The sequence below is a fragment of the Bacillus oleivorans genome (assembly GCF_900207585.1).
GTDB lineage: Bacteria > Bacillota > Bacilli > Bacillales > JC228 > Bacillus_BF > Bacillus_BF oleivorans.
Genome location: NZ_OAOP01000005.1, coordinates 198,403 through 219,441 on the forward strand (window position 1 = coordinate 198,403; position 21,039 = coordinate 219,441).

Below are 21,039 nucleotides of genomic sequence, written 5' to 3' on the forward strand. Positions count from 1 at the left end.
TCTTTTTCCATCTATTAGCGAACATGCTAAAATAGATGAAAGAGAACGTATTTTTTATTTTGGGGATATGAAAGGACGATGCTTGTTGAGTAAAAAAATTATTTTAATGGATGGGAATAGCTTGGCATATCGGGCGTTTTTTGCGCTTCCTTTGTTAAACAATGATAAGGGAATCCATACAAACGCAATTTATGGGTTTACGATGATGCTCATGAAAATATTAGAAGAAGAGAAACCTACTCATCTTCTCGTAGCATGGGACGCAGGAAAAACAACTTTTAGACATAAGACATTCCAAGAATATAAAGGTGGCAGACAAAAAACTCCTCCAGAGCTATCCGAACAATTTTCGTACATACGAGAAATTGTAAACGCATTTGGGGGAAAGCAATATGAACTTGAGGAGTTTGAAGCTGATGACATAATCGGTACTCTCTCGCTTTTAGCAGAAAATGAGAATGCAGAAGTAAAAATTATTTCAGGCGATAAAGATTTAACTCAACTTGCGTCAGAACATACAACAGTCTGTATCACGAAAAAGGGGATAACCGAAATTGAACCTTATACGCCGGAACATATTAAAGAAAAATACGGTTTGACACCAGCCCAAATCATCGATATGAAAGGGTTAATGGGTGATACATCGGATAATATTCCGGGAGTCCCAGGTGTTGGGGAGAAAACAGCAATTAAATTATTAATAGAGCATCACACAATTGAAGAATTGTATGAGAAAATCGACCAAGTAAGCGGGAAAAAATTAAAGGAGAATTTAGAAGAGAATAAGGACCTTGCTTTTATGAGCAAGCAGTTAGCTACGATTAACCGGGAAGCTCCGGTTGAAATTGAGCTTCCGCAGATCGAATATAAAGGGCCACATCAAGAAAAAATTCAGGCCCTATTCAAAGAACTAAGCTTCCAATCTCTTTTAGATAAAATCGGTACAGAGGCTACAGGAGAAGAAGCAGAGCTTGAGACCTTGCCGTTTGAAACAGCAGAGACAATTGATGAGTCGATATTAGCTGATGAAGCTGCCTTAATTATGGAAGTATTTGATGAGAACTATCATAAGGCAGATATTATTGGTTGTGCTCTTATTTCCAGTAAAGGTCGTTATTTTATTCCGGCTGAGCTTTTGAAATCGTCTGATAAAAAGTTAAAAGCTTGGCTGGAAGACCCGACAAAGAAAAAATGGGTATATGACTCGAAACAAACTATTGTATCGTTACAACGTGAAGGAATAGCTGTAAAAGGAATAGATTTTGATCTGTTATTAGCCGCCTATCTTGTAAATCCATCTGAAACTTTTAATGAAGTTGCTGATGTAGCTAAATTATTCGATTTTAAAGGGGTTTTATCTAATGATCTGGTCTATGGGAAGGGTTCCAAACGCCATATCCCAGATTTTGAGCAGTTAAAGGATCACATCACTAGAAAAGCAACGGCTGTTTTTGAATTAAGAGACAAGGTTCTTGAAAAGTTAGAGGAAAATGATCAGATTTCTCTTTACTACGATCTGGAATTTCCGTTAGCTCAAGTTTTGGCTGAAATGGAGCATACGGGAGTTCAAGTCGATAAAGAACGTTTGCTGGAGATGCAAGAAGAATTAGCGAAGAAAATTGATGCGATTGAGAAGAGGATTTATGAACTGGCGGGTGAAACCTTTAATATCAATTCTCCAAAGCAGCTGGGTGTCATCCTTTTTGAAAAACTAGGATTACCTACGGTGAAAAAAACTAAAACCGGTTATTCCACTTCGGCTGATGTATTAGAGAAGCTTGAGGATAGCCATGAAGTTGTAAAAGAAATTTTGCACTATCGCCAGCTTGGGAAGCTCCAATCCACTTATATTGAAGGCTTACTTAAAGTCATATGGGATAACGGTAAAGTTCATACCCGTTTTAGCCAAGTAATTGCGCAAACGGGCCGCTTAAGTTCCATAGATCCAAACCTGCAAAATATCCCGATTCGTTTGGAGGAAGGAAGAAAAATCAGACAGGCCTTTATCCCATCTGAAAAAGATTGGGTGATTTTTGCGGCGGACTATTCACAAATCGAGCTGCGCGTTCTGGCCCATATTTCTCAGGACCAAAAGCTAATTGATGCATTCAGAGAAGATTTGGATATTCATACGAAGACAGCAATGGATGTTTTTCATGTAAGTGAAGAAGAAGTAACAAGCAATATGAGAAGACAGGCAAAAGCTGTTAACTTTGGGATCGTCTATGGCATCAGTGACTACGGTCTCTCTCAAAACCTGGGGATTACAAGGAAAGAGGCGGCAACCTTTATCGAGAAGTACTTTGCCAGCTTCCCTGGCGTCAAAGAATATATGAAGACAATCGTACAAAGTGCTAAGGAAAAAGGATATGTCACCACGTTATTGCATCGAAGAAGATATATCCCAGAGATAACGAGCCGGAATTTTAACCTCCGCAGTTTTGCAGAACGGACGGCTATGAATACACCAATTCAAGGGTCAGCAGCCGATATAATCAAAAAGGCTATGATTGATATGGCAAAAAGACTTAAAGCTGAAAAATTAAGGTCCAGACTCTTGCTGCAAGTTCATGACGAACTGATTTTTGAAGCACCAAAAGATGAAATCGAAATATTAAAGAAAATTGTTCCTGATGTGATGGAAAATGCAGTGAAGTTAGATGTTCCTCTCAAAGTGGATATGGATTATGGGAATACTTGGTTTGACGCAAAATAATCAAAGTAATGGGGATTGTGGATTTTAAGGGGATGTGAAATAAAAAATGCCAGAACTACCAGAAGTTGAAACAGTCAGAAGAACACTGGAACAGTTAGTCATCGGTAAAACAATTCAGGCAGTAGATGTAAGATGGGCTAAAATTATTAAAGAGCCAGATGACGTCCAGCTTTTTATTATGAACATAATCGGGCAAACCATTCACAGCATCGGTAGAAGAGGAAAGTTTCTCATCTTTTATCTAGATCATTATGCCATCGTTTCCCATCTTAGAATGGAAGGTCGTTACGGCCTTTATCCGAATGAGGAGCCGACAGATAAACATACGCATGTGATTTTTAGATTTACGGACGGATCTGAATTAAGGTACCGAGATGTGAGAAAGTTTGGCACGATGCATTTATTTAATGTTGGAGAAGAATTCTCAGGGTTACCTCTTTCACAGCTCGGGCCAGAACCCTTTTCGGAAGAGTTTAGCTCCTCATACCTTAAAAATGTAGTAAAAAAAGCTGACCGGCCGATTAAGGCGCTGCTTTTAGACCAGACCCGTGTCGTGGGCCTAGGTAACATTTATGTGGACGAAGCCCTCTTTCGGGCTGGAATCCACCCTGAAAGAAAAGCAAAAGATTTAAAAGACAAAGAAATAAAAAAATTGTATCACGAAATTAAGAAAACTCTGCAGGAGGCTATCGATCAGGGCGGGACAACGATCCGTTCTTATGTCAATTCCCAAGGACAAATCGGGATGTTTCAGCAGCAATTATATGTCTATGGCCGAACGGGGGAAAATTGTTTGAGCTGCGGCCAACCTATTGAGAGATTAGTGGTATCCGGCAGAGGCACTCATATTTGCCCGAACTGTCAATCTTAACATTAGAAAAGCTCCTTCCATATACTATCCTAGTGTTGTTATGGGAGGAGGATATGGATGAGTTCGGTGCTTTCCTTTATTCTTTTGGCCTTAGCTGTTAGTCTAGACAGCTTCAGTGCGGGATTAACCTATGGTCTTAAGAAGGTAAAAATTCCAATTCAATCTATCTTCATTATTTCTATATGCTCTGCAATGAGTTTATTGGTCGCTAGTGTTTTCGGGCAGTTTTTTGAGTGGGTTTTGTCTCCTAAGCTGACAGAGACCATTGGCGGAATCATTTTAGTTTGCCTGGGAGGATGGGCTTTATTTCAGGTCCTTCGTCCCCACCCAAAAGCAAAAGAACCGATTCAAATTCAGGAGAAAACGATTATTTTATGGGAAATTAAATCGTTGGGATTAGTCATTCAAATATTAAGAAGGCCAATGAAAGCAGATATGGATCTCTCCGGTTCCATTACAGGGATTGAGGCTATTCTTTTGGGATTTGCCCTTTCGCTAGATGCTTTTGGAGCGGGAGTAGGAGCAGCGATGCTAAACTTTCCACCGCTCATCGTTTCGTGCTTGGTCGTTTTTATGAGCTCCTTCTTTTTATTTGCTGGCATGTCAATCGGAAAACGGGCATCTCAGTTTTCCTGGGTCCAGCCCTTAAGCTTTATCCCGGGAATTGTGTTAATCCTACTAGGTGTTTGGAAATTATAATTTTCAACAGTTTGAAAAAAGCACCTCTTTTAAAAGTGAGGTAACGGCTATGAATACAATCGGAATTACAGGCGGCATCAGCAGCGGTAAAAGTACAATTTCGAATACCCTAAAAGAGTGGGGATTTACTGTTATTGATGCAGATGTTCAAGCAAGAGTTGTCGCCCAGCCAAATCAAGAAGCCTATCAGGAAATCGTTAAGTCGTTTGGTTCCGAAATCCTGCTGCCGGATGGACATATAAACCGGAGCATGCTTGGAGAAATTATTTTTAATAACAAGGAAAAAAGAGACTTGCTTAATTCGATCGTTCATCCGGCAGTCCGAAAAAATATGCTGTCTGAAAAAGAAAAGGCATATAAAAGAGGAGAGGATACTGTTTTTATGGACATCCCTCTTCTGTATGAAAGCAAATTAACTCATTATGTTGAAAAGGTTATTGTTGTTTATGTCGACCCTTCCGTCCAGCTTAAAAGACTGATGGAGAGAAACCAGCTTACCGAAGAAGATGCCCTCTCCCGAATTAAGGCTCAGCTCCCTTTGGAGGACAAGAAAAAATGGGCAGATGCTGTGATTGATAACAACGGAACAATCGATGAGACTAAGCAGCAATTAAAAAAGATTTTAGAAGAATGGAATATTTTGTGAGAGAGACAGGGTGCTTGATGCCCTGTCTTTTTAGTGGCCACCCAATCATACCAGCGCCCAATAAGTGCGTTTAGCGCTCGATTAACTGAATATGCGCCCAATTAAAATTAAAGGTGATTACCGCCAAATTAATAGAAGTACCAGCCCAATCATATGAGAAATCCGACCAAATAATGGAATTTGCACCCGAAAAATTAGGGATAGCGCCCAATAACTTAGTAAGAGCTCAATAAATGGGGATTCAGCCCAATTTGACTAGTTAAGCGCCCAATTAACTGGATTCCCGCTCATTTATTTTACAAGCTCCGCCTGATTATTTATTAACAAACGGTTATCTCCGCACCTTTAATCTTGTATCCCCAAAATCCGAAATCCCCTCACCCATTAGTGAGCACATTCTAAAATTCATTCAAAAAACCTATCACCATTTTAGGATAAATGTGTTATACTAATTTTATAAAAGGACAATAAAAGTATGACATTTTTGGAGGGGAATAGAGAATGAAGGTGGCAATCAACGGTTTCGGAAGAATTGGGAGAATGGTATTCAGAAGAGCAATCAACTTAGGAAGTTTTGATATTGTGGCAGTTAATGCCAGCTATCCACCTGAAACACTCGTTCATCTTTTAAAATATGATACAAACCATGGAAAATGGGATGCGTTACTCACATATACAGACCAATCTATTATTGTGAATGGGAAAGAAATTAAGCTGGTTTCCGAAAGAAACCCTCAAGATTTACCTTGGAAAGAGCTTGGAATTGATGTAGTGATTGAAGCTACCGGAAAATTTAATAGCCGTGAAAAAGCAGCTTTACATTTAGAAGCGGGAGCAAAGAAGGTAATTCTAACGGCTCCGGGAAAAAATGAAGATGTAACGATTGTAATGGGTGTAAATGAAAATATGCTGCACCCTGACCATGAGATTATTTCAAATGCTTCCTGTACAACAAATTGCCTCGCTCCAGTAGTAAAGGTATTAGACGATGCATTTGGGATTGAGAATGGACTGATGACAACGGTTCACGCCTACACCAATGATCAGAAAAATATAGATAATCCGCATAAGGACCTAAGAAGAGCCAGGGCCTGTGCACAGTCCATTATTCCGACTTCAACCGGAGCAGCTAAAGCGTTATCACTTGTACTGCCCCATTTAAAAGGAAAATTGCACGGGATGGCATTACGAGTCCCTACTCCAAACGTTTCCTTAGTCGACTTAGTGGCTGATTTAAAGAAGGAAGTAACTGCCCGCGATATTCACCTTGCTTTTCAAAGAGCAGCTAATTCTGAACTTGAGGGAATCCTGGATATAACGGACGAACCGCTAGTATCGATTGATTTTAATACGAATCCAAACTCCGCTATTATAGATAGTTTATCTACGATTGTGATGGACGGCAGGAAAGTAAAGGTTTTAGCCTGGTATGACAATGAATGGGGTTATTCGTGCCGGGTTGTAGATTTAACCAATAAGGTGTTAGAGCTAATGAAAGTGAAAACTGAAATAAGAGTATAAAAGAACGATCCGCTCCTAGTCAGCGGATCATTTTTTTTTTGCGGAAAATAAACAACGTAAGTCATGAGAATAGTAATTTTCGAGACAGAAATTTTAAATCTTTTATTGCAAAAAAAAAACAAACAAAGTATACTAGTCATCGTGAACTTGAAATTGACGTGGACATGATTACTTAAAGGGTTAGGACCTCTCAGGACTAACTTTCCCCCGTGGTAGTTATCGAACGTCAGTGGATGTAATTTTTGTAAAGGGGGAACGGTAATGGAAACAATGGGTCGACATGTAATCTCAGAACTTTGGGGTTGCGATTTTGACAAATTAAATGACTTAGTACAAATTGAAAAAACATTTGTTGATGCTGCACTTAAATCTGGTGCAGAGGTTCGTGAAGTTGCTTTTCATAAATTTGCACCTCAAGGTGTTAGTGGGGTAGTAATCATTTCTGAATCTCATCTAACAATCCACAGCTTCCCAGAACATGGTTATGCAAGCATTGACGTTTATACTTGTGGCGATTTAGATCCAAACATTGCCGCTGATTATATCGCAGAGAGTCTAGGCGCTCAAACGAGAGAAACAATTGAGCTTCCTCGTGGCATGGGCCCAGTTCAAGTGAAACAATCTAAAGTGAAAGCTCTTTAAAAAATGGAAACCGGAGAGGGGACAATATGGTCTCCTCTTTTTTCGTTTTAGCTCTTCTTTAAGCAATCATGTTGAATCTTATTGAACAAGGGTGTACAATTCGCATCTTCAAACAAATACTGTTTCGAAACGGACATAGGATCCGTTATATCAATAAAATAAGCTATTCCAGTGAAGCAAACAGACATAGGATCCGTTATTGAACCAAAATCGTCAAAAAAATGCCGAAATTCACCAGCATAACGGAACCAGTGTCCTTTAATTTCAGAAATCATCGTTTTTGCGACAAATAACGGAACCAGTGTCCGCTTAGGACCAACCCGCCACGTTTGCTACAAGAAATAAAAAATTGAACACTATTATTTTGATTCCCATTGCCTCCCTACTGTGCTACTCAACCAAGAAAAGCGCTTTCTTACCACTTGGCTATTTTTTCTAGGTCGTTTACAATAAAAGAAAACAATGTGGAGGCGTCCTATGGGGGTAATGAGATCACTCATCATTCGTTATCAAAAACAATGTGAAACGAGAGATGATCATCCGGATGAACAATTACAAAGTCATTACTATAAAGCTGGATTTGATAAAGTGTTCCAAACAGTTGAGGAATGGGCAAAAGGCAGGAGAGATTTTACGGTTGAATCGGTTTCAAAGGAGCATGGGGAAATCGGAATTAAGCTAAGTAAGCCTGATTCGCTCTTAGTCATTACGGTTGTGTCGCCAAGACCATTTCAAACTGCCGTTGATTTTATGATATCTACCGACAAATCTTCGATTGCAGGAATGTATCCAACATTAAAACAATTAATTAACGGTTATTACCAGGAACTTGATCGTCTCCTCCCTTATATAGGTAAAAAGAGCTAGAATATTCATCCATTCGCTTTAGAGTTCTTGAAAGAAGTATTGTGAATTTTATACAATAATAAGAGATTTATGGATGGAGTTGAACGTTATGAAATGCCCATCTTGTCAGATGCTAGGAACGAGAGTATTAGATTCGCGTCCTGTTGATGAAGGACGTGCTACGAGAAGAAGAAGAGAATGTGAAAATTGTGGGCATCGCTTTACAACGTTTGAGCGGGTTGAAGAATCCCCGTTAATTGTTGTAAAAAAAGAGGGGACACGTGAAGAGTTTAGCCGGGAAAAGGTGCTTCGCGGTCTTATTAAAGCATGTGAAAAAAGACCTGTTTCTTTGCAGCAGCTCGAAACGATTGCTAACGAAGTCGAGATTGAATTAAGGAATCAGAGCGCTTCTGAAGTCCAAAGTGTGGATATTGGCGAAATGGTAATGGACAAGCTTGCAAAGGTGGACGAAGTTTCGTATGTTCGCTTTGCATCTGTGTATCGTCAGTTTAAGGATATAAATGTATTTTTAGATGAACTTAAAGATTTAATCAACAAGGAGAAAGCCAAATAGAGCCAGCTCGCTATTGGCTCTATTTTCTCTTTAATTAGGGAGTATATACTCCACTATGTAAAGGATGGATGAGATCTATGGAAGCAAGACATTGGACCGAATTAGTTCCCGGTGACACTTATCAAATTCAATCAGCTGGACTCATTCAGCCATACTTTCAAAAAGTAACAGCTCTTCTCTATCAGCCTCTAATAGGATCCGCAGCTATCAGCCTTTACACCACTTTATGGAGCGAACTGGAGGAAAACCGTACTTATTCCAAACAAAATCATCACCATTTCTTAATGGCTGTTTTAAACATTCCATTACGCGAGATTTACCAGGCTAGGCTAAAATTGGAGGGAATTGGCCTGTTGCGTACTTTTCGCTCCAAACATACAGAAGGTTCGTCCTATGTATATGAGCTCCAGTCTCCACTTAGTCCGCATGCATTTTTCCAGGATAGCATGCTGAGCTATTTTTTATTCAGAAAGTTAGGCGAGCATCATTTTAATAGATTAAAAAACTATTTTCGCATTGATTCATTTGTGGACTCTTCTTCATTTGATGAAATGACCCGATCCTTTCATGAGGTTTTCGCATCCTCTCCGGCAAGAGCATTTCCTGTCCAAACTCTTGATGATCAGGAACAATGGGTGGATATTGTTGATGGAACAGCTCCAATTGTTAAGCTGGAAAACTTTTCGCTCGATCTTTTTTACGGAGGGCTGTCTGACACGTTTATAAAAATCGACAGTATAACTCCGAAAGTGGAAGAAACGGTGTTAAAACTGGCCTACGTCTACAGCCTGAGCCCGCTGGATATGCAAAAAATTATTTTAGAGGCAGTCGATGACGACCAGGAAATTAATTTAGATGAATTAAGAAATGCAGCAAAAAGCTGGTATGAGCTGAAAAAGGGCAAGCATTTGCCTGAACTAGTGGAACGGGTTAATCAGCCAAAGCCGCCTCAAAAACCTGAGAAAAAAGAAACAAAAGAGGAAAAGCTGATTCGGTATCTATCCAGCGTATCTCCTAAACAATTACTAACTGACTTAGCTCATGGGCATGAGCCATCCAAAACCGACCTGGCTTTGGTAGAGTCTCTTATAGTTGATCAAGGTCTTGAGCCAGGGGTTATTAATGTCCTGCTTTATAATGTTATGCTTAAGCAGGATATGCGTTTAACTAAGAGCTATGTACAAACGATAGCGGGCCATTGGGCAAGAAAAAATATAAAAACGGTTGAAGAAGCGTTTGCTTTTGCGAAGCAAGAACATCAGAAGGTTCAAGTGAAGAGCAAATCTCCTTACCGTAATCAGAGTCAGAAAAAATCAGGGAGAAAAGAAGTTGTACCCGAATGGTTTGAGGAAGAACGTAATCGAAGAAATGAAGTGGCCACCTCTGCCAGCATATTTGAAGACTTCGATTTTGAATTGGAGAGAAAAAGATTAGAAGAAGAGCTTCGCAAAAAATAACGGGGGGTGAAATTTTTGGAAAAGATTACAAATGCTTTGTCACAATGGGGAAAAGGTTCTTCCTTTGAACAGCGATATGAACAAATGAAACAGAATGTGCTAAATCATCCTGATGTGCGTTATTTTCTAAACGAACATTCCAGTCAGATCACGATGGAAATGGTTGAGCGAAACTTGAATACACTTTATGAATTCTCTACACAAAGCAAAAACTGCAGCGGTTGTCCATCTCTTCGTGAATGTAAAAATGTGATGGGCGGTTTTCATCCGAGACTTGCGCTTATCGGGGATCATATTGAAATTTTATATGATCAATGTCCGCGTATGAAACTCGAACAGGACAGATTGAATCGCGAAAAACTGGTGCAAAGTTTTTCCGTTCCTAAGGAAATATTATCTGCAAAATTTGAAAGCATCGATTTAAATCAAAATGATCGATTGCCAGCAATTAGGAGCGCTAAAAACTTTACCCAATCCTTTCTCGAGAATCAATCTTGCAAAGGTTTATATTTATATGGGAAGTTCGGAGTTGGCAAAACCTATCTGCTCGGAGCAATCGCCAATGAATTAGCCGAAAAAGGAGTATCCTCTTATATTGTTCACGTGCCTGAATTAATTAGAGAACTCAAAAATTCAATCGGAGAATCAACTTTAGAAGAAAAATTAAATTCGGTGAAAACAGCCAAAATTTTAATGCTCGATGATATCGGGGCAGAATCGTTAACAAACTGGGTGAGAGATGAGATATTCGGAACTATTCTTCAATATCGCATGCTTGAGAAGCTACCTACCTTATTTACCTCTAATTTTGACCTAATCCAGCTTGAGCACCATTTTACGTTTAACCAAAAAGGCGACCAGGAGGATGTAAAAGCTGGCCGTTTAATTGACCGGATTCGAGCCCTTGCTGATCCAATCCCAGTTGGCGGCCATAACAGAAGAGGATAAGTACCCGTTTGGGTGCTTTTCTTTTTTCGCCAAATTTTTTTCTTCCCGCCCCCTACTTCTAAAATAGCCAAGCTCCCCATATATATGGAAGCAGGGATTTCGCTTTTCAGGGGGGATAACATGTTCCAGGTTCATTTTGAAGAAACAGAGGAGGCTAAAGAACTTCTTAGCTTTTTAACGAAAACAATGTCCTCCTCTCTTTTTATTGAAGGAATAGAAATTTTACATAATGATAGGACAATATCTATACGATATCCTAATGAAGTGCATCAGGAATGTTTGCAACTGTTGCGGAATAGTTTAAAAGGTTTTATTATCGCTTTCAAGAAAGAGAAGTGGTTTGAAAAGCTGTTAGAACAGCAATATTATTACAATGAAGCTGAGGAAAGGCATCAAATCCTTGAGATCCTTCATTCGATTTTAGAAGGTGAACGTGAAGATATCGAGCTTCTGCCCTACATAGACGAAAATGAAATGTTAGAAAGAATCTTACAAGAGTTTTTAAGTGAACAGCCCTCATTCTACTTTGAATCGTTTGAAACGTTTCGGCTAAAGCCTTACTTCGAGCATTTAATGAATTATTTGGATGCAGCCATCGATGAATACAAAATGGAACAGGAATACCAAGCTTTTGTCCATATGCTCCGTGATTTTCTAAAGGGGAGAGAATCAAAATATAAAAAAATCTTTTTAGTCGATCAAGATGGATTTCAATTTTTTATTGAAGGCGGAATACCGTTAAAGAGATCCGAATTAGCTAAAATTATTGACCGTAAATTGGTAACCAATCATCCTATCTATGTGGATTCAGTCACAATCGCACCGCTTATATCGATTGCACCAGAAGAGGTGTATGTCTTTACTGACAATATGGACCAGGGAATGGTGGTGACATTAAAAAATATTTTTGAGGAAAAGTTAACTGTATTCCCGCTCGAGTCTTATCCTTTTCAAGAACAGGTGAAGTATTAAATAAATTTACAAACTTTTTAAAAAGAGTCCTTGACTTTTTAAAGCGGGAATTCATATAATACATTCATATACTTGAACTTAACATTTTAAAACGCTATGACGAGGACATGAGCAAGTTGTATTTGTTCCCAGAGAGGGAAGGATTTGGTGAAACCTTCCTATCAAGTAAGCTTGACTTACCGCCTCTGAGCATTAGCTGTGAACCATATTGCAGTAATAGCTAACGGTTTTTACACCGATATCTGTAGAAGAGTGGCTTGTTGAATGAATTTCAATAAGCAACTAGGGTGGAAACACGGGTATACAGCTCGTCCCTTTTTAGGGGCGGGCTTTTTTTATTTTAAAAAAAAGGCTATGTTTAAAGACTGTGGTTGATTTGGCACTAAGTTGATTGGAAAGGAAGGTGCTTGACTCCTGCTTAGAAAAGCGAGTCAAGAGAGACCTAAGCAGGCGCTAAAGCGCCGAGGAGGCTTCCGGACCGCCCGCTTAAAGCTTAAGCGCCTGCAGCGGAAATCAACCGGGCGATTAACAGAGCCCTTAAAAATGCAGAAGGAGTTGAATCAGATGGCTGATGTAGTAAAAATTACGTTTCCGGATGGTGCGGTAAAGGAGTTTCCAAAAGGAACGACGACAGAAGATATCGCAGCATCTATCAGTCCAGGATTAAAAAAGAAAGCCATCGCGGGTATTGTAAATGGCGCGCCAATTGATTTGCGCACGCCAATTCATAAAGATGCGAGTATAGAAATCGTAACACAAGGCAGTCAAGAGGCCTTAGAAATAATGAGACACTCTACAGCTCATTTAATGGCTCAAGCTATTAAACGTCTGTTTCCGGATGTTAAATTGGGCGTAGGTCCTGTTATTGAAAATGGCTTCTATTACGATATAGATCTTGATGTTTCCTTAACACCAGAAGATCTGCCGGCGATTGAAAAGGAAATGAGTAAAATTATTGGTGAAAATCTTGAGATTGTAAGGCTTGAAGTATCAAGAGAAGAAGCAAAAGAAAGATTTGCTGCGATTAACGATCCTTATAAATTAGAGCTGCTGAATGCTATTCCAGAAAATGAAACAGTATCGATATATGAGCAGGGTGAATTTTTTGACCTTTGCCGTGGCGTTCACGTTCCATCAACAGGAAAAATTAAAGAATTTAAGCTATTAAGCATCTCTGGAGCTTACTGGCGCGGAGACAGTAAAAATAAAATGCTGCAGCGGATTTATGGAACAGCCTTCTTTACTAAAGAAGATTTGGCTGAGCACCTCCGCTTACTAGAAGAAGCGAAAGAACGCGATCACAGAAAGATTGGAAAAGAGTTAGAACTGTTTACAATCTCGCAAAAGGTCGGTCAGGGACTGCCATTATGGCTGCCTAAAGGTGCAACGATCCGCCGTACAATTGAGCGCTACATTGTCGATAAGGAAATTAAGCTCGGCTATGACCATGTATATACTCCTGTATTAGCAAGCGTTGAGCTTTATAAAACAAGCGGACACTGGGATCACTATCAAGAAGATATGTATCCAATTATGGAAATGGATAATGAAGACCTGGTTCTTCGTCCAATGAACTGTCCGCACCATATGATGGTCTACAAAAACAGTATTCATAGCTATCGTGAGCTGCCGATCCGGATTGCTGAACTTGGAATGATGCACCGGTATGAAATGTCTGGCGCCTTAACTGGACTTCAGCGTGTTCGGGGAATGACATTAAACGATGCACACGTATTTGTCCGTCCTGATCAGATAAAAGATGAGTTCAAACGCGTTGTAAACTTGATCTTAGAAGTATACAAGGACTTTGGCATTGAAGACTATTCATTCCGCTTATCCTATCGTGATCCACAGGACAAAGAGAAGTATTTTGATGATGATGCAATGTGGAATAAAGCACAGTCTATGTTAAAAGAAGCAATGGATGATCTTGGTTTAGAGTATTTTGAAGCAGAAGGTGAAGCTGCATTCTATGGACCTAAGCTAGACGTTCAGGTTCGTACAGCTCTTGGCAAGGATGAAACATTATCAACAGTTCAGCTTGATTTCTTGCTACCAGAGAGATTTGACCTTACTTATGTAGGGGAAGATGGCAAGCCACACCGTCCGGTTGTTATTCACCGCGGCGTTGTGTCCACAATGGAACGGTTTGTTGCTTTCTTAATTGAAGAGTATAAAGGGGCCTTCCCTACTTGGTTAGCACCCGTTCAGGCGGTTGTTATCCCAGTTTCTCCAGATGTTCATTTCGAATATGCCCGCCAGGTAAAAGACGCGCTTAAAGCAGAAGGCTTCCGGGTTGAGCTTGATAATCGCGACGAAAAGATGGGGTATAAAATCAGAGAAGCACAGATTCAAAAAATCCCATATATGCTTGTTGTTGGTGATCAAGAAGTCCAAGAGGAAGCTGTTAACGTTAGAAAATACGGTGAGCAAAAGTCGGAAACTGTAGCTTTTAAAGAATTTATCGGGAAACTGCAGGAAGAGGTAAATCGCTAGGAAAAATGGAGGCAGCTGCAGGGTTAAGGTTGCCTCTTTCTTCCATCTATTAATTTTAGGATAGCGCAGTGACAACGCTTTAAAGAATAAAAATAAATGAGTATAAAATTTTAATTCGGAAAATTCAGTAATCTGTCGGAAAGGGGTCCTATGAAATATGTGGAGAAAATTAGCTAGTTTAAGCCTGCACAATAGCCATGCAGAATACGAAAAGTCCTTTGAAACTGAGACCATGATTTCAAAAGAACTATTCATAAAATCTGTAAAGGACCTAAATAAGACGATTACAGAGGATAAAAAATTAATGAAGTTCTTAAACAAACGAAACTTTGAACTGAACCAGCTAGTGATTAACTCTGGAGACAATGGCTTTGTTCAGGTAGTTGCATGGGCAAGTAATTTAGGGAATAAAGGGATTTATGTGGTTTATGTAAATGTGGATCATACCTTTCAGCCGATTTTCTCGGAAATGATTGAAAGAAGTGCGATGAAGCATTTTTCTGCAATAAGGTAAAAAAATGTTGCAATTAGTGAGCAGAATTGGTATAGTATTCTTCGTGCCACAACGGGTATATATTTGACAAGATGTCAGATGTATGATAACCTTGATTAGGTTAATTGAATACAGTTTGTTTATGTGAAGCAGAAGCATCCCCGCTTCTCACCTGATTGACGCTAGTGCTGTTGGCAGGTTAAAGGAATTAGTTTTCATTATGAGAATGATAGATGGCGGGGCGTATTATGCGCTCGGCCATTTTTGTTTGTTTAAATTTCTAATATGACCTAGCTGCTGACACTTACGTTAAAACAAATTCAAACGTTGTATTCGAATTTTTTTGGAGGTGGCTCTTATTAGCAAAGGAGACATGATCGTAAACGAGGGTATTCGCGCTCGTGAGGTTCGATTAATTGATGCCAATGGCGATCAGCTTGGGATTAAATCCCGTGTAGAGGCTTTAGAAATTGCGGCCCGTCGTAATTTAGATTTGGTATTAGTTGCACCTAATGCCAAACCGCCTGTTGCTCGGATTATGGATTTTGGTAAATACCGTTTTGAGCAGCAGAAGAAAGAAAAGGAAGCCCGCAAAAAGCAAAAGATTATTAATGTAAAAGAGGTTCGGTTAAGTCCTACGATTGACGAGCATGACTTTAATACGAAGCTCCGCAATGCGATTAAATTCCTGGAAAAAGGCGATAAGGTAAAAGCCTCTATTCGCTTTAAGGGAAGAGCAATTACTCATAAAGAAATCGGACATAAAGTACTAGATCGTTTTGCGCAAAGCTGCTCCGAGGTGGCAACCGTTGAATCCGCACCAAAAATGGACGGACGCCAAATGTTTTTAGTACTTGCACCGAAAAACGAGAAGTAATGGACTAAGGAGGATTTTTCTATGCCTAAAATGAAAACTCACCGTGGCTCAGCTAAGCGTTTCAAAAAAACCGGTTCTGGAAAGTTGAAACGTTCTCATGCATACAGAAGCCATATGTTCGCGAATAAAACACAAAAGCAAAAGCGTAAACTTCGTAAAGGTACTTTAGTATCTAAAGGTGATTTCAAACGTATTCGTCAAATGCTTGACAACCTATAAGAAAATGCTTGATTAGGAGGGACTAATATGCCACGCGTAAAAGGCGGAACAGTTACACGTAAACGTCGTAAAAAAGTAATAAAATTAGCTAAAGGTTATTTCGGATCTAAACACACTTTATATAAAGTAGCAAACCAACAGGTTATGAAGTCATATAACTATGCTTATCGTGATCGTCGTCAAAAGAAACGCGACTTCCGTAAGCTTTGGATTGCCCGTATTAATGCGGCTGCGCGCTTAAACGGACTTTCTTACAGCCGTTTAATGCACGGTCTAAAATTATCAGGTATCGAAGTAAACCGTAAAATGCTAGCTGACCTTGCTGTGACTGATGAAAAAGCATTCACAGAATTAGCAAATGCAGCGAAAGCTCAGCTTCAAAAATAATGATTATAAAGCCATCCTTACTGTAAAGGATGGCTTTTGTTCGTTCTAAAGTCAGTTCGGGAATGGTCAAGGCGCTCGTTCGTAATCTATCAAAAATGACCCAAACAGCGGAACGCTTGTCCGAAAATAATCAAGGTGGCTGCCAATGAGGACATACGATCCGTTATTTCTAAAAAAATGCCTGGTTGAAGATGCAATCGGACATACGATCCGTTATTTAACGGAAATCACCCGAAACTCGTATGATTTTGCTCGGATAACGGATCCTATGTCCTATATTTTTGAAAAACGCCTCATTTGTCACAAATAACGGAACTCATGTCCGAAAAATTTGGTAATATTGAATGACACTCATTGGAAGGAGCTAAACCGATGATGATCTATAAAATTATTTTTATTTACCTGCTGCTTATAAACCTTTGGGGTTTTTTCGTAATGGGGTTTGATAAAAAAAGAGCGATAAAACAAAAATCTCGCGTTTCTGAAAAATTCTTATTGCAGATCGCCTTAATCGGCGGGTCAGTTGGAATATACATAGGGATGAAATTTTATCGCCATAAAACAAAGCATTCCGCTTTTATCTGGGGGATTCCGGCAATGATTCTTACACAGATTTCGATTCTCTATATCTTAGGACAATATTTAAATGAATAGAATCCTTGTCATAGAGACAAGTCTCGCTGTATAAGATGTAATAACCCCATGTACTAATCATCAAGAATATACAGCGAAAGCGGGTGATGACTTGGAAAATGCCATGTCTTTGTTGTTTACGATTATTGAAACAGGAGGCATGCTGGCTCCTATCGCTTTTGTTTTATTTCATGTATTAAGGCAATTTTTCTTTATTCCCGTTCCTGTCGTATGTATGGCAGGCGGTATTTTGTTTGGCACTACCTTTGGAACTTTGTTTTCCATCGTTGGCCTTATGATTTCATGTTTGCTGTTTTATATGGTTATTGAAAAACTTCCTAAAACGTACGAAAAGCTGATGAATATAAAGAAAAAGTGGTTTGGTCCTCATTCAAGACTGACGATGGGGCAGATTACCATCCTCCGCTTAATTCCTTTTGTTCATTATCAGCTATTAAATGTCATGATGATCGAACGAGCCCGTAGTTTTGGGAAATATGTAATCGGAGCTTTTTGGACTAACCTGCCACTCGCTTTTTTCTACACGGTATTTGGGGAATTTATCAGCGGATTTACACCGACAATCGTGATTATAATATTGGCAGCTTTGTCTGTGCTGTTCTATATTCTTCGCGAAAAAGTGGTTGTCCTAAAATGGAAAGAATTTTTTCCTAAGGCTTCAGAAGGTCAGTAATGATGGATTTAGATCTCCCATGGAGGTCTCTTTTTTTTTGATAAAAGTTTGTTTTGGTTTGATATAATAAGTTCATCTGTACGGGGAAGGAGAATCTAGGTTGGATATAAAACGTTTATTTCAAATGCAGCGTGAACTGGATCATACAATTGAAACAAAAAATAATCTACAGGATGAGGATTTGTTTGAAAGAAAAGTTTTTGCTTTTGTAGTAGAGGTTGCAGAACTTGCCAATGAAACGAGATGCTTTAAATTCTGGAGCCAAAAAGGACCTTCTAAAAAAGAGATACTGCTGGAAGAATACGTGGACGGAATTCACTTTCTGCTTTCGCTGGGTATTGAAAAAAAGTTGGATTCAATTGAGAGCGAATTGGAAAAAGTAAAGGAAGAGCCGAAAAACCTAAATTTGACTTCACATTTTATTAAGGTGAATGAGGAAGCACTTGCTTTTTTCCATAACCCAACAAGAGAAGCTTATTTGAAGTTGTTTTATACATATCTGCAGCTTGCCTCCTTCTTAGACTTTTCCTTAATAGAGGTTGAAGAAGCGTACTTTGCTAAGAATAAGGTAAATTATCAGCGCCAAGAATCTAATTACTAAGTAATTTTTACAATTATGGAAATCGTTTTGTATAATGAGTAAGGGACTAATAAATGGGAGGCTGTGTAATGGCTAAATTAGATGAAACACTTACGATGCTAAAGGAATTAACTGATGCAAAAGGAATCCCAGGGAATGAAAGAGAACCTCGGGAAGTTATGAAAAAATACATAGAGCCGTATGCGAACGAAATCACGACAGACGGTTTAGGAAGCTTAATTGCGAAAAAGGTTGGGGACGCAAATGGTCCCAAAATTATGGTTGCCGGACATTTAGACGAAATAGGTTTTATGGTGACCAAAATCGATGATAAAGGGTTCATTCGGTTCCAAACAGTGGGCGGCTGGTGGTCTCAAGTCATGCTCTCACAGCGGGTGACGATTGTTACTAGCAAAGGTGACATTACAGGGGTAATCGGCTCGAAACCGCCTCATATTTTATCAGCAGAGGCTCGGAAAAAGCCGATTGAAATTAAGGATATGTTTATTGATATCGGGGCTTCCAGCAGAGAACAAGTGTTAGAGTGGGGCGTCAAACCTGGCGATATGGTAGTGCCGTACTTCGATTTTACTGTCATGAATAACGAAAAAATGTTATTGGCCAAAGCATGGGACAACCGAATTGGCTGTGCCATAGCCATTGATGTTTTAAAAGGATTAAAAGGGGTCAGCCATCCAAACATTGTATACGGTGTCGGAACGATCCAAGAGGAAGTTGGCTTGCGCGGAGCACGGACATCTGCCGCGCAAATCGAGCCTGATATAGGCTTTGGTGTGGATGTTGGCATTGCTGGGGACACTCCAGGTGTTACAGAAAAAGAGGCTTTAAGTAAACTGGGTGAAGGTCCGCAAATTATTTTATATGATGCGTCTATGGTTTCTCACAAAGGTCTTCGTGACTTTGTAACTGGTATTGCAGACGAATTAAACATTCCATATCAATTTGACTCTGTACCAGGCGGAGGAACGGACTCTGGGGCGATCCACTTAACGGCTAATGGGGTTCCAAGTCTTTCGATTACGATCGCAACGAGATACATTCACTCTCACGCCGCGATCCTTCACCGCGATGATTACGAAAATGCTGTGAAGTTAATTACAGAGGTAATCAAGCGGTTAGACCGTGAAACAGTGAACCGGATTACATTTGAATAAAAATATTTATTTCGAGGGTTAGACTGCCTGTCAGTTTAACCCTTTTTCAATGGGAGAGAGACTATAAAAATGGATTCTTGCGATGGCGATCTTGTCTGGTTAATTTTAAAAAACTGGTTTATTAAGGACAAAATCGGATAAATAAGAGCGGGAAAAGTTCATAAGCGGGACCCTAAAGGACGAACTGGGGCAACAAAGGAGGAAAATGTCGTTAAGCACGGTTCTAAAAGACGAATTCGTCCAAGCAAAAACAGAAAAAGTCATTAAAGGTCACTTTCCTAAGCACAAACTAAAAACCGGGCAAGTTCGCCCGGTTTTTTAGCCTTTTACACCTTTTTCTAATGTCTCTAACATTTCCTTTTTCTCATCCTCAGAAGAATTTTTCCAAATCACTTCAAAAAGAACGCCTAAACCAGGGAGCATTTTTTCTTCTCCACTTTGAATCGCATCTACAATCGTATCTTCTAGCTGACTTTGATCATTGTCGGAAACATTATGCAAAATTGCTGCACGAAGGTTCAAATTCATAGTAATCCTCCTTAAAAATTCATATCGCTATAAATAGAATGCCTCAAGCAAATGTTTTCTATGTGTATCAATTCCTGTATAATTCGAAAAAGAAGTGAATAAAAGGAGAGATCGATGTTGAAATCGATTCAGTCGGTTCAAAATGAAAAAGTGAAGGAATGGAAGAAGCTCCTGCAAAAAAAAGGGCGAGATACTGCTAATCAATACATAATGGAAGGTTTCCATTTGGTGGAAGAGGCTAGTCAAAACCCTGCTCTCATCACGACCGTGATTGTCAGGGAAGATGTAGCTGTTCCTGAGTGGGTTCCTTCGAGTATGGAGATTTACCAGGTATCAACCGAAGTGGCAAATGCGATTTCAGATACCGAAACGAATCAGGGCATTTTCGCTATTTGTAAAAAAGAAGACCACGAGGTTCCGAAACAGGCAAAATCCTTTTTGCTGCTAGATGCGATTCAAGACCCGGGAAATTTAGGAACGATTATACGGACAGCTGATGCTGCAGGGGTTGATGCGGTTATCTTAGGGGATGGGACAGTAGATCCTTACAATCCGAAAGTCATAAGGAGTGCCCAAGGGAGTCACTTTCATATTCCATTTATAAAGGGCAACTTATTTAACTGGGTTCAACAGCTCAAGGAAACAGGTGTATCGGTCTACGGTACAGCTTTAGAAGGAGCAGAACCCTTCCATATAGTGGAACCAAGACATCCGTTTGCTCTGATCTTAGGAAATGAAGGAAATGGGGTAAATCCGAATCTTTTAGAACTAGCCAATCAAAATCTTTACGTACCGATATATGGTAAAAGCGAATCCCTGAATGTAACGATTGCGGGCGGAATTTTGTTGTATCATTTCATGAATATGGCCCATTCTTGAGTTTTAAATAAGAGATTTTGGACAAAATGAAAAACAAAATTAATATTTTCACGATTTTTTACTATAAGTGGTAGCAAATCAAGAAGTTTTTTATTATAATGAGCTAATAAAAATGAATCCTATGATTTCTAAAAACGATGACAGAGAAAAGTACTTTGTTCGAAAGCCACAAAGGGAGAAAATGTC

At 39.4% G+C, this 21,039-nt stretch carries 23 protein-coding genes and 3 other annotated features (1 of these 26 only partly in view); of the genes, 22 read left to right on the forward strand and 1 reads right to left on the reverse strand.

Going from position 1 to position 21,039, the window contains the following annotated elements:
• The first annotated feature begins 67 nt into the window (after nt 1-67).
• The 21 genes from polA (at nt 68) to CRO56_RS12930 (ending at nt 19,446) form a co-directional block, all read left to right on the forward strand.
• Entirely contained in the window at nt 68-2,716 is a 2,649-nt protein-coding gene (polA, locus tag CRO56_RS12835; protein ID WP_097159012.1) for a DNA polymerase I, read from the forward strand.
• Between the two features lie 46 nt (nt 2,717-2,762).
• Nucleotides 2,763-3,587: a DNA-formamidopyrimidine glycosylase gene (gene mutM / locus CRO56_RS12840; protein WP_097159013.1), complete on the forward strand. Its 825-nt coding sequence runs from the start codon at nt 2,763-2,765 to the stop codon at nt 3,585-3,587.
• A 57-nt stretch (nt 3,588-3,644) separates the two neighbouring features.
• Nucleotides 3,645-4,286, forward strand: a complete 642-nt coding sequence (gene ytaF, locus CRO56_RS12845; RefSeq protein ID WP_097159014.1) for a sporulation membrane protein YtaF — start codon at nt 3,645-3,647, stop codon at nt 4,284-4,286.
• A 49-nt stretch (nt 4,287-4,335) separates the two neighbouring features.
• Nucleotides 4,336-4,932: a dephospho-CoA kinase gene (gene coaE, locus CRO56_RS12850; protein ID WP_097159177.1), complete on the forward strand. Its 597-nt coding sequence runs from the start codon at nt 4,336-4,338 to the stop codon at nt 4,930-4,932.
• Nucleotides 4,933-5,433: 501 nt separating this feature from the next.
• Nucleotides 5,434-6,453 (forward strand): glyceraldehyde-3-phosphate dehydrogenase, encoded by a 1,020-nt coding sequence (locus CRO56_RS12855; protein WP_097159015.1) that lies wholly within the window; start codon nt 5,434-5,436, stop codon nt 6,451-6,453.
• A 261-nt stretch (nt 6,454-6,714) separates the two neighbouring features.
• Entirely contained in the window at nt 6,715-7,095 is a 381-nt protein-coding gene (speD, locus tag CRO56_RS12860; protein ID WP_097159016.1) for an adenosylmethionine decarboxylase, read from the forward strand.
• A gap of 477 nt (nt 7,096-7,572) precedes the next feature.
• Nucleotides 7,573-7,962, forward strand: coding sequence for a hypothetical protein (locus tag CRO56_RS12865; protein ID WP_097159017.1), 390 nt, complete (start codon nt 7,573-7,575; stop codon nt 7,960-7,962).
• A gap of 88 nt (nt 7,963-8,050) precedes the next feature.
• Nucleotides 8,051-8,515: a transcriptional regulator NrdR gene (gene nrdR, locus CRO56_RS12870; RefSeq protein WP_097159178.1), complete on the forward strand. Its 465-nt coding sequence runs from the start codon at nt 8,051-8,053 to the stop codon at nt 8,513-8,515.
• 77 nt (nt 8,516-8,592) lie between these two features.
• Nucleotides 8,593-9,972: a replication initiation and membrane attachment family protein gene (locus tag CRO56_RS12875; protein ID WP_179714272.1), complete on the forward strand. Its 1,380-nt coding sequence runs from the start codon at nt 8,593-8,595 to the stop codon at nt 9,970-9,972.
• 15 nt (nt 9,973-9,987) lie between these two features.
• Entirely contained in the window at nt 9,988-10,920 is a 933-nt protein-coding gene (dnaI, locus tag CRO56_RS12880) for a primosomal protein DnaI (RefSeq protein WP_097159019.1), read from the forward strand.
• Nucleotides 10,921-11,040: 120 nt separating this feature from the next.
• Entirely contained in the window at nt 11,041-11,892 is an 852-nt protein-coding gene (gene ytxC / locus CRO56_RS12885) for a putative sporulation protein YtxC (RefSeq protein ID WP_179714273.1), read from the forward strand.
• Between the two features lie 87 nt (nt 11,893-11,979).
• Nucleotides 11,980-12,211, forward strand: a binding site (T-box leader).
• A 245-nt stretch (nt 12,212-12,456) separates the two neighbouring features.
• On the forward strand, nt 12,457-14,388 hold the full coding sequence (thrS, locus tag CRO56_RS12890; RefSeq protein ID WP_097159021.1) for a threonine--tRNA ligase: 1,932 nt from the start codon (nt 12,457-12,459) through the stop codon (nt 14,386-14,388).
• A gap of 157 nt (nt 14,389-14,545) precedes the next feature.
• Nucleotides 14,546-14,902: a hypothetical protein gene (locus CRO56_RS12895; RefSeq protein WP_097159022.1), complete on the forward strand. Its 357-nt coding sequence runs from the start codon at nt 14,546-14,548 to the stop codon at nt 14,900-14,902.
• Between the two features lie 120 nt (nt 14,903-15,022).
• Nucleotides 15,023-15,154: a sequence feature (ribosomal protein L20 leader region), on the forward strand.
• 100 nt (nt 15,155-15,254) lie between these two features.
• Nucleotides 15,255-15,758, forward strand: coding sequence for a translation initiation factor IF-3 (gene infC, locus CRO56_RS12900; protein WP_097159023.1), 504 nt, complete (start codon nt 15,255-15,257; stop codon nt 15,756-15,758).
• A 21-nt stretch (nt 15,759-15,779) separates the two neighbouring features.
• Nucleotides 15,780-15,977 carry a 50S ribosomal protein L35 gene (gene rpmI, locus CRO56_RS12905; protein ID WP_097159024.1) on the forward strand — a complete coding sequence of 66 codons (198 nt, stop codon included), beginning with the start codon at nt 15,780-15,782 and terminating at the stop codon, nt 15,975-15,977.
• Between the two features lie 27 nt (nt 15,978-16,004).
• Complete coding sequence (gene rplT / locus CRO56_RS12910) at nt 16,005-16,364, forward strand: 50S ribosomal protein L20 (RefSeq protein WP_097159025.1); 360 nt, start codon at nt 16,005-16,007, stop codon at nt 16,362-16,364.
• Between the two features lie 145 nt (nt 16,365-16,509).
• Nucleotides 16,510-16,674: a hypothetical protein gene (locus CRO56_RS22915; protein ID WP_179714274.1), complete on the forward strand. Its 165-nt coding sequence runs from the start codon at nt 16,510-16,512 to the stop codon at nt 16,672-16,674.
• Between the two features lie 62 nt (nt 16,675-16,736).
• Nucleotides 16,737-17,018 (forward strand): DUF1294 domain-containing protein, encoded by a 282-nt coding sequence (locus CRO56_RS12915; protein WP_097159026.1) that lies wholly within the window; start codon nt 16,737-16,739, stop codon nt 17,016-17,018.
• A 91-nt stretch (nt 17,019-17,109) separates the two neighbouring features.
• Nucleotides 17,110-17,691, forward strand: coding sequence for a TVP38/TMEM64 family protein (locus CRO56_RS12920; protein ID WP_097159027.1), 582 nt, complete (start codon nt 17,110-17,112; stop codon nt 17,689-17,691).
• 100 nt (nt 17,692-17,791) lie between these two features.
• Nucleotides 17,792-18,292 carry a dUTP diphosphatase gene (locus CRO56_RS12925; protein WP_097159028.1) on the forward strand — a complete coding sequence of 167 codons (501 nt, stop codon included), beginning with the start codon at nt 17,792-17,794 and terminating at the stop codon, nt 18,290-18,292.
• A 68-nt stretch (nt 18,293-18,360) separates the two neighbouring features.
• Complete coding sequence (locus tag CRO56_RS12930; protein ID WP_097159029.1) at nt 18,361-19,446, forward strand: M42 family metallopeptidase; 1,086 nt, start codon at nt 18,361-18,363, stop codon at nt 19,444-19,446.
• A 318-nt stretch (nt 19,447-19,764) separates the two neighbouring features.
• Here CRO56_RS12930 and sspI read toward each other — a convergent pair whose 3' ends face one another.
• Nucleotides 19,765-19,974 (reverse strand): small acid-soluble spore protein SspI, encoded by a 210-nt coding sequence (gene sspI, locus CRO56_RS12935; RefSeq protein ID WP_097159030.1) that lies wholly within the window; start codon nt 19,972-19,974, stop codon nt 19,765-19,767.
• Nucleotides 19,975-20,088: 114 nt separating this feature from the next.
• On the opposite strand from sspI, the gene CRO56_RS12940 reads away from it, so the two are divergent.
• Complete coding sequence (locus CRO56_RS12940; RefSeq protein ID WP_179714275.1) at nt 20,089-20,853, forward strand: TrmH family RNA methyltransferase; 765 nt, start codon at nt 20,089-20,091, stop codon at nt 20,851-20,853.
• A gap of 128 nt (nt 20,854-20,981) precedes the next feature.
• Nucleotides 20,982-21,039, forward strand: a binding site (T-box leader) (it continues 180 nt past the right edge of the window).